Annotated in this window: 14 protein-coding genes; 6 read left to right on the top strand and 8 right to left on the bottom strand. The window is 58.2% G+C overall.

What is annotated here, in order from left to right:
* Positions 1-234 precede the first annotated feature (234 nt).
* The 3 genes from ACKXF9_RS12485 to ACKXF9_RS12475 all read right to left on the bottom strand — a co-directional run bounded on the left by ACKXF9_RS12485 (position 235) and on the right by ACKXF9_RS12475 (position 3,009).
* The gene (locus ACKXF9_RS12485) at positions 235-891 is read right to left on the bottom strand and encodes a methionine ABC transporter permease (RefSeq protein WP_097773982.1); all 657 of its coding nucleotides are present in this window, start codon (positions 889-891) and stop codon (positions 235-237) included.
* Positions 888-1,901 carry a methionine ABC transporter ATP-binding protein gene (locus tag ACKXF9_RS12480; protein ID WP_418266424.1) on the bottom strand — a complete coding sequence of 338 codons (1,014 nt, stop codon included), beginning with the start codon at positions 1,899-1,901 and terminating at the stop codon, positions 888-890. The genes ACKXF9_RS12485 and ACKXF9_RS12480 overlap by 4 nt, the downstream gene beginning before the upstream one ends.
* Positions 1,902-2,088: 187 nt before the next feature.
* Positions 2,089-3,009, bottom strand: a complete 921-nt coding sequence (locus ACKXF9_RS12475; RefSeq protein ID WP_249237238.1) for a MetQ/NlpA family ABC transporter substrate-binding protein — start codon at positions 3,007-3,009, stop codon at positions 2,089-2,091.
* Between the two features lie 535 nt (positions 3,010-3,544).
* Between ACKXF9_RS12475 and ACKXF9_RS12470 the strand changes: the two genes are divergently transcribed.
* Positions 3,545-4,336 (top strand): threonine/serine exporter family protein, encoded by a 792-nt coding sequence (locus tag ACKXF9_RS12470; protein WP_418266423.1) that lies wholly within the window; start codon positions 3,545-3,547, stop codon positions 4,334-4,336.
* Positions 4,333-4,782: a threonine/serine exporter family protein gene (locus ACKXF9_RS12465; RefSeq protein ID WP_418266422.1), complete on the top strand. Its 450-nt coding sequence runs from the start codon at positions 4,333-4,335 to the stop codon at positions 4,780-4,782. The genes ACKXF9_RS12470 and ACKXF9_RS12465 overlap by 4 nt, the downstream gene beginning before the upstream one ends.
* An 85-nt stretch (positions 4,783-4,867) precedes the next feature.
* Here ACKXF9_RS12465 and ACKXF9_RS12460 read toward each other — a convergent pair whose 3' ends face one another.
* The 3 genes from ACKXF9_RS12460 to ACKXF9_RS12450 all read right to left on the bottom strand — a co-directional run bounded on the left by ACKXF9_RS12460 (position 4,868) and on the right by ACKXF9_RS12450 (position 6,397).
* On the bottom strand, positions 4,868-5,224 hold the full coding sequence (locus ACKXF9_RS12460; RefSeq protein WP_418266421.1) for a twin-arginine translocation signal domain-containing protein: 357 nt from the start codon (positions 5,222-5,224) through the stop codon (positions 4,868-4,870).
* Between the two features lie 218 nt (positions 5,225-5,442).
* Positions 5,443-6,027 carry a twin-arginine translocation signal domain-containing protein gene (locus tag ACKXF9_RS12455; protein WP_418266420.1) on the bottom strand — a complete coding sequence of 195 codons (585 nt, stop codon included), beginning with the start codon at positions 6,025-6,027 and terminating at the stop codon, positions 5,443-5,445.
* A gap of 244 nt (positions 6,028-6,271) precedes the next feature.
* Positions 6,272-6,397 (bottom strand): hypothetical protein, encoded by a 126-nt coding sequence (locus tag ACKXF9_RS12450; RefSeq protein ID WP_418266419.1) that lies wholly within the window; start codon positions 6,395-6,397, stop codon positions 6,272-6,274.
* A 202-nt stretch (positions 6,398-6,599) separates the two neighbouring features.
* On the opposite strand from ACKXF9_RS12450, the gene ACKXF9_RS12445 reads away from it, so the two are divergent.
* The 4 genes from ACKXF9_RS12445 (at position 6,600) to ACKXF9_RS12430 (ending at position 9,878) form a co-directional block, all read left to right on the top strand.
* A complete protein-coding gene (locus ACKXF9_RS12445; RefSeq protein WP_418266418.1) occupies positions 6,600-7,175 on the top strand; it encodes a nitroreductase family protein in 576 nt (191 codons plus the stop codon).
* Between the two features lie 228 nt (positions 7,176-7,403).
* Complete coding sequence (locus ACKXF9_RS12440; protein ID WP_418266417.1) at positions 7,404-8,240, top strand: amino acid ABC transporter substrate-binding protein; 837 nt, start codon at positions 7,404-7,406, stop codon at positions 8,238-8,240.
* A 119-nt stretch (positions 8,241-8,359) separates the two neighbouring features.
* Entirely contained in the window at positions 8,360-9,124 is a 765-nt protein-coding gene (locus ACKXF9_RS12435) for an amino acid ABC transporter permease (RefSeq protein ID WP_348585018.1), read from the top strand.
* Entirely contained in the window at positions 9,114-9,878 is a 765-nt protein-coding gene (locus ACKXF9_RS12430) for an amino acid ABC transporter ATP-binding protein (RefSeq protein ID WP_418266416.1), read from the top strand. Before ACKXF9_RS12435 ends, ACKXF9_RS12430 begins: the two co-directional genes overlap by 11 nt.
* A gap of 199 nt (positions 9,879-10,077) precedes the next feature.
* On the opposite strand, the gene dnaK is transcribed toward ACKXF9_RS12430, so the two are convergent.
* Positions 10,078-11,895: a molecular chaperone DnaK gene (dnaK, locus tag ACKXF9_RS12425; protein ID WP_418266415.1), complete on the bottom strand. Its 1,818-nt coding sequence runs from the start codon at positions 11,893-11,895 to the stop codon at positions 10,078-10,080.
* A gap of 84 nt (positions 11,896-11,979) precedes the next feature.
* Positions 11,980-13,080, bottom strand: coding sequence for an SseB family protein (locus ACKXF9_RS12420; protein ID WP_249237248.1), 1,101 nt, complete (start codon positions 13,078-13,080; stop codon positions 11,980-11,982).
* Positions 13,081-13,120 lie beyond the last annotated feature (40 nt).

The raw sequence follows: 13,120 nt of genomic DNA, 5'->3' as shown, positions 1-13,120 counted from the left end.
TTTGTCCATATAGCACAATTCCCCGCAGGAGTGCTGCAGCCTCCGGCGGGGAATTGAAACGTTAAATTTTAGTTCCCGTTCGGGGGCAAAATGAGGAGAGAACGCCTTCCGTCAAAGCCTTTCGGCTTTGCCACTTCCCTCAAAGAGGGAGGCTTTGGCAATACCGGAAAGTTATCCTCTTCGTCAGAGGCTCCCTCTCCGAGGGAGCAGGCGCACGAAGTGCGACTGAAGGAGTTACTTCCGCAGCCGCTTATCGCTTCTGGTGGCCCAAGCAGTGCCCAAAGTCTGGAACACCTGGACCATCAGCACCAGCAAAATGACACACACGATCATGATATCGGTCTGGTAGCGGTAATAGCCGTAGGACAAAGCGATCTTGCCCAGACCGCCGCCGCCAATGACACCGGACATGGCCGAGTAGCCCAGAATGGTGGTCAGTGCGGTGGTCATGCTGGAGATCAGGCCGGGCAGGCATTCCGGGATCATCACCTTGGTAATGATCTGGAACGGCGTTGCGCCCATGCTCTGGGCCGCTTCCACCACGCCCTCGTCCAGCTCGCGCAGGCTGGTCTCCACCAGACGTGCCACGAACGGGAAGGCTGCCACCACCAGCGGAACGATGGTGGCTTTGGTACCCACCGTGGTGCCCACGATGGCACGGGTAAGCGGGAATACACAGATCATCAGGATCAGGAACGGAACACTGCGCAGGATGTTGATAACGATGTTGAGAATGTGCATCAGCCAGCCGGGCAGCGGCAGAATGCCGTCCTTATCACCGGCCACCAGCAGCACACCCAGCGGCAGGCCCAGCACCAACGCAAACGCGGTGGAAAGGACCGTCACGTAAAAAGTTTCCCAGATGGCAAAACCGTAATCCGCAATACTCATTCGCCGGTCACCTCCTCTACCGTAATGCCGGGCTGGGCGCGCATATAGGCCGCAGCCTGCTTTGCCTGCTCCACATCAGTGGGCAGCTTGAGCAGCATGGAGCCGTAGCACTGGCCGCTCAGATCACGGGTGTCGGCGCTGAGTACCGACACCAGAATGCCTTTTTCTGCGGCAAGGCTTGCCACCAGCGGCTTTTCCGTGGACGAACCGTTGAAGGTGACGCGCACCACATGGTCGTCCGGTGCAAAGCTGGACAGATCCCGTGCGGCGCTGCCGCCGTTGGGTGCCACCAGACGCTTTGCTGCGGGCGTTTTGGGGTTCGAGAAGATCTCCTGCACGGAGCCCTCCTCCACCACGACGCCGCCATCCAGAATGGCAACGTGATCGCAGATCTCCTCCACAACACTCATCTGATGGGTGATGACCACCACCGTGATGCCCAGCTTCTTGTTGATGTCCTTGATGAGGGTCAGGATGGCATGGGTGGTGTTGGGGTCCAGCGCACTGGTGGCCTCGTCGCACAGCAGGACCTTGGGGTCCGTTGCCAGTGCGCGGGCAATGGCGATGCGCTGCTTCTGACCGCCGGACAGCTGTGCCGGGTAGGCGTTGGCCTTATCCGGCAGGCCCACCACCTCCAGCAGCTCTCTGGCGCGCTTTTCGGCATCTGCCTTCTTTACACCGGCCAGCTCCATGGGGAAGCAGATGTTCTTCAGGCAGCTGCGCTGCATCAGCAGGTTGAACTGCTGGAAGATCATGGTGATCTCACGGCGGCGCTCACGCAGCTGGGCCGGGTTCAGGGTTTCCATCGCGGTGCCGTCAATGACAACGCTGCCCTCGGTGGGGCGCTCCAGCAGATTGATGCAGCGCACCAGCGTGGATTTGCCCGCACCGGACATGCCAATGATGCCGTAAATCGAACCATCCGGAATGGTGAGGTTGATGTCCTTCAGCGCATTCACTGCGCCGTCCTTCATCTGGAAGGTCTTGGAAAGATGTTTGATCTCGATCACAGAAATTGCTCCTTGTATGGAAGCCCTCTCAGTCACGGCTTACGCCGTGCCAGCTCTCCCGAAGGGCGAGCTTTTTGCTTCTGACGGAAAGGGATTCCTTCTGATGAGAAGTGATATTTTACTGCACCAGCTCATAAAGCTCCCCCTTGGGGAAGCTGCCGAACGAAGTGAGGCTGAGAGGGTTTGCTTAGCCCTGGATCGGTGCCAGGCTGTCCTGCTTGCCGCCGTAGATGCCCATGGGCTCCACATGGATGCCGGCAACGGTCACCAGATGGGTGCCCTTTTCCTCGTTGAAGTTGTCCAGATACGGCTGATGCTGGAAGTAGTTGGTGTCGCACTGGCCGTCCTCAACGATGGTGTTGGGGATCACATAGTCATCGTACTCCTGAATGTCCAGAGTGATGCCCTTGGCAGCCAGAATGTCCTTGCAGACCTCCAGCACCTCGCAGTGGGGAGCCGGGGTAGCAGCGCAGCTGACGGTCTCGCCGTTCAGTGCATCGTAGTCGATGGAAGAGTCGTAGCCGTCGGTGGGGTTCTCCACAACAGAGACCACAGCGCCCTTGTAGTTTTCATCCATGAAGTCCTTGACCTGCTGGCTCTGCAGAGCAGCCACCAGAGCCTTGATCTTGGGCTCGTTCTCGTTGCCCTCCTTGCAGACCAGCACGTTGACGTAATCAGAGGAGCCGTCCTCCATTGCCAGAGCGTCGGTCATGGGGTCCAGACCAGCAGGAATTGCGTAGTTGGAGTTGATAACGGCGTAGTCCTCATCCTGCAGGACGTTGGGCACCTGAGCAGCCTCCACCTCATCGACGGTGACATTCAGGGGGTTCTCCTCGATGTCGTTCTTGGTAGCGGTCAGGCCGGCGTCTGCCTTCAGCTTGAAGAAGCCGTTCTTCTCCAGCAGGGTCAGAGCACGTGCCTCGTTGGTGGTATCGTTGGGCACAGCCACCTTCACCTTATCCAGCTTTGCTGCAGTGGAAGCAGCTGCAGAAGAAGCAGTGCCGGAAGCAGCGGAAGATGCGGTGGAAGAAGAGCCGCCGCATGCGGTCAGGGCAGCTGCAGCAGCTGCGACGCCAGAAACCTTCAGAAAATCACGACGAGTAATCATAGTTTTGTTCCCTCTCTATTGCTTAATAAAATGTACTGCGGCCCGCACGGCACAGTTCCGCACGCGGCCTGTGAACGCAAGCATGAAAAAAGCTCCCGTCCTTGACTTTGCGCCATAACGCTCAGCAAGGACGGGAGCATAACATACTTCCGTGGTACCACCTTGGTTTACCGTACCCTCACGGGCACAGCCTCGATGCTGCGGCAGCCATGCTGCTTACAGCCGGACGCTGTAACGGGCGCTCCCGTTGCAGACTTAGCACTCATGCGCCTCGCCCGCACGGCTCCGAGACCATTTTCAGCTTCCTGTTTCCCGCCCTTTTCCATCGCCCGGGCTTTCTGGTAAGGATCAATGCGAAGGCCTACTCTTCTCTTCACAGCCATTTTTGTGATATTGCATTTATAATAACCCCATCTGCCGGATTTGTCAACAGGCAAAACGAAGTTTTTCGGTAGGGAATTGCGATTTTTTATCTTGTGCGCCAGCCGTGGACATGGTAGAATAAGACAGCATTATTTATAAAGGAGGTGCAGCAATGACCGGCAGAGAGGTCTTTCCGGACGAGGAGCTGCGCCGCCGCATCATGGATTTTATCATGGCGGCGGGGCAGACACTGCTGGAAAACGGTGCCGAGGTGTTCCGGGTGGAGCAGACCATGGAGATCATGGCCCGGTCGTTCCATCTGCGGGAGTTCCACGTTTATGTGCTGACCAACGGCATCTTTGCCAGTGCGGGCACCGCCGAGATCAGCGAGGTGCGCAACGTGCCCAACCGCACCACCCATCTGAGCCGGGTGGCGGCAGTGAACGCCCTCTCCCGCGAGATCGCCGAAGGCAATATGACTCTGGACGAGGCCGAGAGCCGCCTTGTGCTGGCACGGCGCATCCCCTTCCCCAAGGACTGGGTGCAGCTGGTCTCCGGCATGTGCGGCGCGTTCTGCTTTGCGCTGATCTTCGGCGGCACGCTGCGCAGCGCATTGGCGGCGGCGCTGGCAGGCTTTCTTGCCAACGGGTATCTGCTGCTGTGCGGCCGGCACGACCTGCCCGGCGGCTTTTGCAAGATCAGCTGTGCGGCACTCATCACGCTGGCGTGCATTCTGGGCTGCAGCCTGCTGGGCACATCCGCCAGCCACGCCATCATCGGTTCGCTGATGATCCTGACGCCGGGCATCGCGTTCACCATGGGCATCCGGGATTTCGTGCAAGGCGACTACCTTTCCGGCACCATCCGCATGATCGATGCACTGCTCATTGCGGCCAGCATTGCCATTGGCACCGGCCTTGTGCTGAGCCTTTATACATTCTTTACGGGGGTGGTGGTCGCATGATGCTCACCAGTACACAGATCGGAGAGCTGGCGGCGCAGTTCTTCATTGCAGGGGTCGGCACCCTGTGCTTTGCCATCCTGTTTGCGTGCCCCCGCAAAAGCCTGTTCTTCTGCGGGCTGGTGGGTGCCGTGGGCTGGTTCGTCTACGAGCTGGCCGTGATGCTGGGAGCAGACAGTGCTGCGGCTTCCCTGCTGGCGGTGATCCCCCTCACCATCCTCACCCGGGTGTTCGCCATCACCCTCAAAATGCCGGTGACGGTGTTCCTGCTGTCTGGCATCTTCCCGCTGGTGCCCGGCGCGGGCATCTATTACACCGCCTACTATTTTATACAGGGCAACAATGCGCTGGCCCTTTCCAACGGCATCAGCACCTTTAAGGTAGCGGTTGCGCTGGCCATCGGCATCAGTCTGGTGCTCAGCATCCCTCTTCCGAAACGCAAGCGATAAGCAAGCGTAAATGCAGAAAAAAGACGGCAGTCTTGTGACTACCGTCTTTTCGTTTCTATTCTTCTGCTGCGCTTAATGTTAGTGCTCAGGAGCGCTCACGCAGCTCGACCTGAGCGACCGGAGTCTCGCCCTCCCAGTCGATTTTAATTTTCTCCGGTACATCCTTACCGGTGTAGTGCGCGTTTTCGCACACAGAACCCAGATTCTTCAGCAGTTTTTTCTCGATGGTATCCTGACCCTTCACAACGCTGATGGTCTCGTCATACTTACCCTTGCTAATCGGAACATAACGGTTGGTAACGGAGACCCACCCGGTATACTTTACAGTAACATCCACCATTTCCGGAGCACTGGAACAGCCAGCCAGAACACCGGAAGCCGCAACTGCCAGAACAGCCACGCCTGCGCCCTTGAGGAACTTACGACGAGAAATGTTAGACATAATAATCAACCTCACAATCTTTTTGCATGCCCCCATCACTTTTTGTGGAGCCTGCTTTCTTATATAATACCCTCCCCTGTAATATTTTGTCAAGTAAAATTTTTACAAAAAAAATAACACCAATAGGGCGGAGGCCTTGTTGGCCGCCACCCTGTTGGTGTTGTCTTCTTAAATTTTTAGTTTAAAAATTTAAATAATTTTGAAAAATCCGGTTCAGCTTACTTCAGCGCAACGTAAACGGTTGCAACGCCGTCTTTAATGATACCGTTCTGGGTCATACCACCGAACAGTTCAGTAGCATTCAGAACTTTATACTTGCCGTTCTCATTCGCCAGACTATCCAGCTGCTTCTGAGTGAGGGCCGTTGCATTCTCATCAACCTCCAGATCATAGAACATAAAGTCCGTGCCGCCCTTGATCTCGCTGGTGCCAGTAGTATACTTGATCGTAACCTTCTTCGTAGGCTTTGCAGCTGCCTTCTTGTACATCTTAATGACGACAACGCCATCGGCGGGGATCTTCTTGTCCTCAGTGCTGTCGAACTCATAATCCTTCAGATCGGCAGGCACATTTTCCTTAATGGTCGCAAAAGTCACGGTATCAGCCAGAGCAGGAACTTCAATGGGCACGTCCTTGACGATGCTTCCGCCCTTGGTCACCATGTACTTCAGCGTGATCGGACGCTTTTTGCCCGTATCGGGCGTGCTCTGATCAGAGCAGCCAGCCAGAACACCGGCAGCAGCAACAGCCAGAGCAGCCACACCTGCGCCCTTGAGGAACTTACGACGAGAAATGTTAGACATAAGAATCAACCTCACAATCTTTTCTGCATGCCCCGATCACTTTTTTGTGGAGCCTGCTTTTCCTATATAATACCCCCCCCCCGGTAACTATTTGTCAAGTAGTTTTGGCATCTTTTGCCGCCGGATGCAGAAAAACAGGAGCGACCAAGAGAAAATCGCAAGTTCCGTCAAGCCCGGCAAAAAGGGCCGCTGCACATCATTCCCTGCAGCGGCCCCTTCTGTTCTGTGCTATTTTTATTCATCCTCAGCATGTCTCGTTTTCATCTTTCGTCTGCTCATGTTCCCCTCTTGCCGCATGCATCAGGCCTGCCGTCACAAAGCCCACATTGATCCCCACCAAAAAAAGCACAAGCCCAACCACCAGTTTCATGGTTTCTTCCTCCTTCTTTGTTTTTCACAGTTTACCACGTTCTATTTGTCCGATGGGGTCAAAGCCTGTCGTGCGCCGCAAATTTTTCTGCCCGGGCGCACGGTTTTTCCGCTGCAGTGTTGCACAGCCCTGCCGCATCTGCTATACTGCTGTCAGTATTCCACCGATTTTACGAAATTTTCAGCGAAACGAGGGATTTTTTATGTCTGTCATGGAGCTTCTTGCTTCCCGCCGCACCTACCGCCGCTTTGAGCAGAAGGCGGTGCCGCAGGACGTGGTGGAGGATATCATCGAGGCCCTCCGGCTTTCCTCCTGCGGGGCCAACCGTCAGGCCGTGCGTCTGGTGGTGGTGAACAGGCCCGAGGACGTGGCCAAGGTACAGCCGCTGGTCAAGTGGGCCGCCTATCTGCCGCCGGAGCAGGGCACCCCCAAGGCGGACGAGCTGCCCACCCTGTACGTGGCAGTGGTGCAGGACACCTCCATCCCCGGCGACCTTGCCACCGATACCGGCATCGCACTGGCCAACATGACCCTTGCCGCATGGGCCAAGGGCGTGGGCAGCTGCATCATGGGTGCCATCAACAAGCCCGCGCTCACCCGGCTGCTGGGCATTGAAGAGCCGCAGAAGCTGGCGTTCATGGTGGCCTTCGGCTACCCGGCCCACAAGGCCGGCATCGTGCCGCTGACCGAACAGACCGGCGTGAAGTATTATCTGGACGAAAACCGGGATTACTGCGTGCCCAAGCGGAGCAGGGAGGAGATCGCAAGGTATCTGTAACGGGAAACGGCATCTGCCCTGACGGAAGGAGTTTTTGCATATATGCAGTTTTTCTTTCTCCGCAATGCATAATTGTTATCAATTCGGTTTCAAATCGTCAGATTTTTTGCACAAGTATTGACTTTTCAATTTGTACAATCTATACTAAATCCGTTCACCGGTTGTTCGATGAATCGCATCGTTCCGGTGAGCCGGAAACTATACAGTACATTTGAGGAGTGTTTGAATATGAAAAAGATCTCTCGTCGCAGCTTTCTGGCTGCTGCCGGTCTGTCCGTTGCTGCTCTGGCTCTGACCGCCTGCGGCGGTTCCGCTTCCAGCGTGGCTTCCTCCGTGGCAAGCTCTGCTTCTTCTGTAGCTGCTTCCACCAGCGCTGCCGCTGGCGAGCTGACCACCGTTGAGGCCGGCAAGCTGACCATGGCCACCAACGCTGCCTTCCCTCCGTACGAGATGACCACCGATGCAGGCGATTTTGAGGGTATCGACATCGAGACTGCTCAGGCCATCGCTGATAAGCTGGGTCTGGAGCTGCAGATCGATGATATGGACTTTGACGCCGCTCTGCTGAGCGTGCAGCAGGGTAAGGCCGACATCGTTATGGCCGGCGTTACCGTTACCGACGAGCGCAAGGCTGTGATGGACTTCTCCGACAGCTACGCTACCGGCATCCAGTCCATCATCGTTCCCGAGGGCTCCGACATTGCTTCCCCGGATGATCTGGCAGGCAAGAAGATCGGCACCCAGCGCGGCACCACCGGCTACATCTACTGCTCCGATGATTTCGGCGATGAAAACGTCGTGGCTTACGACGATGGTCTGACCGCTGTGCAGGCTCTGAACAACGGTCAGGTGGATGCCGTTGTCATCGACAACGCTCCCGCCCAGGAGTTCATTGCTGCCAACCCCGGCCTGAAGATCCTGGATACCAGCTACGCCGAGGAAGACTACGCCATCGGCATGGCAAAGAACTCTCCGCTGGAGGACGCCGTTAACTCCGTTCTGGAAGAGCTGAAGGCTGACGGCACCCTGCAGGCCATCGTGGACAAGTACATCACCGCTGAATAATCCGGCGGCTGACATCTGAGCCACGGGGAGGCAGCCCCCCAACTGGGGCACCTCCCCTTTTTTGGAAATAAGTGGTTACAAAAGATTAACAAAATCAGAACAGGAAAGTGAGGATGCGAATGGCTGCACAGTACGAACTGCTCAAAGAGCTGCTCAACAGCGGCACTACGCTCAACTTCGAGCAGGAATTCTTTTTCAAGTTTTATCAGGCGTTCATCCTGAAAGACCGCTGGCTCCAGTACATCAACGGCGTGGGCACCACCCTGCTGGTCACTGCCATTGCGCTGGCACTGGGCATCGTGCTGGGCAGCGTGGTGGCACTGGTGCGTGTGGCACACGACCAGCAGCGCCCCGGCCGCAGAAACCCGGTGCTGGGCTTCTTCAATGCGGTGTGTCAGGTGTACACCACCATCATCCGCGGCACGCCCATGATGGTGCAGCTGCTCATCATGAGCATGGTCATCTTTGCCAACAGCCGCAACTTTACCATGGTGGGTGCGCTGGCACTGGGCATCAACTCGGGTGCCTATGTGTCCGAGATCATCCGCGGCGGCCTGATGGCCGTTGACCCCGGCCAGATGGAGGCCGGACGCAGCCTTGGCCTGAACTACATGACCACCATGGTGGTCATCATCATCCCGCAGGCCATCCGTGCGGTGCTGCCCGCACTGGGCAACGAGTTCATCGTCCTACTGAAGGATACCTCCCTGATCACGGTCATCGGCGGCAAAGAGCTGCTGTACGCCGCACAGGGCATCATGAACCGCACCTACGAGGCCATGTTCCCGCTGCTGGGCGTTGCGCTGATCTACCTTGTGCTGGTCATGCTGTTCACCCGTCTGCTGGCAAAGTTTGAGAGGAGGCTTGCTCAAAGTGACCGATAAGATTCTGGAAGTCCGCGGCCTGACAAAGACCTACGGCGGCGAAAAAAAGCCGGGCGCAAAGCAGCCCACCCCCACGCTGGACGTGCTGAAGGGCATTGATATTGACATCTACCGCGGCGACGTGGTCTGCCTGATCGGCCCCTCCGGCTGCGGCAAATCCACCTTTCTGCGCTGCCTGAACCGGTTGGAGATCCCCTCCTCCGGCAGCATCAAATTTGAGGGCACCGAGGTGGACGAAGACCACATCGACGCTGTGCGCCAGAAGATGGGCATGGTGTTCCAGCACTTCAACCTCTTCCCTCACCTGACCGTGAAGAAGAACCTTGAGCTGGCCCCCACCCTGCTCAAGCTCAAGGATAAGCAGGCCATTTCCGACAAGGCCGATGAGCTGCTGGCCCGCGTGGGCCTGTCCGACAAGGCCGACGCCTACCCCAAGAGCCTTTCCGGCGGCCAGCAGCAGCGCATTGCCATTGCCCGTGCCCTCGCCATGGACCCGGACGTGATCCTGTTCGACGAGCCCACCAGCGCCCTCGACCCCGAAATGGTGGGCGAGGTTCTGGAACTGATGAAGGAGCTGGCCCACACCGGCATCACCATGCTGGTGGTCACCCACGAAATGGGCTTTGCCCGCGAGGTGTCCAACCGCGTCATCTTCATCGACGACGGCAAGATCCAGGAGGACGAGCCGCCGCAGGAACTGTTCACCAACCCGAAGCATCCCAGACTGAAAGCGTTCCTTTCCAAGATGCTGTAATATTTTTCCACATAGCAAAAACCTCCGCCGTGCAAAACACAGCGGAGGTTTTTTGTTATTCTTATGATGCAGGCCATCAGATAGCTTTCCACGCAAATGCAACGGGCCATTCCATCGCCCGCCCTATTGCCTGCGGCAACAGGGTCCCACCCCAGCGAATCATTTGCTTAGGAAACTATCTGCCGTCCTGCTGGTAAAGTTACAGATTATTTTCTCCGTTATCGCTGCTGTCCTGCTCACTGGTATAAAGCACCATCAGATGATTTGCGCTCTCTTCCAGCTGGGTCTTTGCCTGACGCAGGGCGGCTTCCTCGTTTTCATTCATCTTTTCGGGCTTATCCTTGCGCAGGCAGCGGCGGAGGTTGGCAAGATCCGTTTTGATGCGGTTCTTCTCGTCTTTGTCCAGCTCCTTTTTGCATTTGGAAAGAGCCTCGTCCACCTTGTAGGCCAGCACCTCGGCCTGATTGTGCAGGTCTAAGCGCTCTTTACGGCGGCTGTCCTCGGCCTCGTAGGCGGCAGCGTCCGCCATGGCGCGCTGGATCTCGTTCTCAGAAAGATTCGTGCTGCCGGTGATGGTGATGTTCTGCTCCCGGCCGGTGCCAAGGTCCTTGGCAGACACCTTCACCACGCCGTTCACGTCGATATCAAAGGTAACTTCGATCTGCGGCTTGGAAGAAAAGCTTGCCCGGATGCCGGTGAGCTTGAATTTGCCCAGACTCTTGTTGTCGCGGGCAAAGTGGCGCTCACCCTGCAGCACGTTGATCTCCACGCTGGTCTGCATGGGCCGTGCGGTGGTGAAGATCTGGCTCTTGCGGGTGGGGATCATGCTGTTGCGGGTAATAAGAGGGGTTGCCACGCCGCCCAGCGTCTCAATGGAGAGGGTCAGCGGGGTCACATCCATCAGCACAAGGCCCTGCGCGGCTGCGCCGGTGGCACCGGCCAGCTTGCCGCCGCCCTGCAGCAGACCGCCCTGCACGGCAGCACCCATGGCAACGCACTCGTCGGGGTTCAGGTTGTGGCTGGGTTCGCAGCCCAGCAGCTCCTTCACCTGACGCTCCACCGCAGGCATCCGGGTGCTGCCGCCCACCAGCAGCACCTTACCCAGCTGGCTGGCGGAAATGCCTGCGTCCCGCAGGGCATTCTGCACGGGAGCCACTGTGCGGGCCAGCAGGTCGCCGGTCATCATCTCAAACTGCGGGCGGGACAGCGAAAGGTCCAGATGGTGCGGGCCGTCCTTGCCCACCGCAATGAACGGCAGGTTCAGCTGTGCGGACGGCGCGGCGGAAAGCTCCTTCTTGGCCTTTTCGGCCTCTTCCTTCAGGCGGCCCATGGCAGCGGGGTCGCGGCTGAGGTCGATGCGGTCAGACTTCTTGAACTCTGCCACAGCATACTCCACGATGCGCTGGTCGAAGTCGTCACCGCCCAGATGGGTGTCGCCGCCGGTGGCAAGCACCGTAAAGGTCCCGTCCTCGATCTCGATGATGGACACATCAAAGGTGCCGCCGCCCAGATCATAAACAAGGATCTTCTGCGCTGCTTCGTTATCCAGACCGTAGGCCACAGCAGCGGCAGTAGGCTCGTTGATGATGCGCAGCACGTTCAGGCCCGCGATGCGGCCCGCGTCCTGCGTGGCCTTGCGCTGGCTGTCGTCAAAGTAGGCGGGCACCGTGATGACCGCCTCGGTCACCGGCTCACCCAGATAGCTCTCAGCATCGCGGCGGATCTTGGCTAAGATCATGGCGCTGATCTCCTGCGGGGTCAGGTCCTTGCCGTCGATGTGCACCCGGTAATCGGAGCCCATGTGGCGCTTGATGCTGGAAATGGTGCGCCCGGAGTTGGTGGCGATCTGGCGCTTGGCTGCGCCGCCCACCAGACGCTCCCCGTCTTTGGTAAAGGCCACAACGCTGGGGGTGGTGCGCTCGCCCTCCGCATTGGTGATGACCACGGGCTTGCCGCCCTCCACCACTGCCACACAGGAATTGGTCGTGCCCAGATCAATGCCGATCACTTTGCTCATATCGTCTGTTTCCTCTCCGGTGCCGTTTCTGCACAGAATTTTTATCATTTTCTGTTTATTGTAGCGTATCTGTATGACGCTTTTTTAGTCCAATTGTAAAGAATCCATGTCATAGGCTGCAGGCTGTGCAGGCGGCTCAGCGGTCAGCTCCCGGATGAGCTGTTCCGCCTCGGCCAGCCACTGGGCCGCGTCCGGCTCCTGTTCCCGGGCCAGAAGGGCAAAACCCTGCCTTGCTTCTGCCGCAAGCGCCAGCGCCTTTTTGCGGCTGGTATAGCGGGTCTCGGTCTGGGCCATGCGCAGGCACACCTGCGGGGTGTACTCGATATCCGGCATGCGGGCAGCGGCTTCCCGCGCTTTCCGGTACCAGATCAGCGCTCTGCCCGTCTCACCCCGAGCGGCGCAGTCATCGCCCAAAGCGATCATGGAGAGCACCTCGCCGCTCTCTGCGGCTTCCTTCCACATGCGGCGGGCCTGTGTGCGGCCGGGCCGGGTGCCGCGGCCCTTATAGATGCAGTCTGCCAGCCGGGAAAGTCCCATGGCGCTGCCAAGCTCGGCGGCTTTTTCAAAGCACTCCACCGCCTGTTCCCAGCAGCCCTTGCGGGCGGCTTCCTTTCCGGCGTCCGCCTCCGCGTCTCCGGGTTCCTCGGGGGTGTGGCCCGCGTGCAGCAGACCGTTGAGCAGTGCCCCATCCAGTGTAGCCGAGTGGCTCCACGGGTCCAGCACCACGCCATCGATGCCCGGGGTGCTGAGGGCCAGCTCCATGGCATCCTGCAGCGTGTAGTCCGCCATAGGCCGGGCGGCGGTGCTGCGGTCGCCGCAGGCCGCAGCGCCGGAGGTGAACAGCGGCAGCCATGTGCGGCCCTTGTCATTGCGCAGGGTCCACAGCTGCAGGCCCTTTGCCTTTTCGGCCGGGACCGGGTGCTCCGTCCATGGAGCGGGCATGTTGTGCACGGTCAGAGCCGTCTGCAGCGGCACCAGAACATGGGTCTCCATTTCCAGCGCATAGTTCAGTGCGCCCATCAGCGTCCAGAACGCTTCCTCGTTCTGGCCCTTGTAAAGATTTTCCACTGCCTGCTCAAAGGCCGGGCAGCCGGTCCCCGCCGGGCTGTAGGTCGGGGCGGTCTGCCGACGCTTGTGGGTGCCCACCGGGCGCAGCCGGATGCCGCCATCTGCTCTTCTTGCCATCTGCTCACCATTCTTCCAGTTTCTGTAATCTATTTCAGTA

The sequence above is a fragment of the Faecalibacterium sp. 9 genome, assembly GCF_048320955.1.
In the GTDB taxonomy this organism is placed as follows: Bacteria; Bacillota; Clostridia; order Oscillospirales; family Ruminococcaceae; genus Faecalibacterium; species Faecalibacterium wellingii.
Note: the sequence above shows the minus strand (reverse complement) of the source record. Positions and strands in the feature narration are given on the sequence as shown.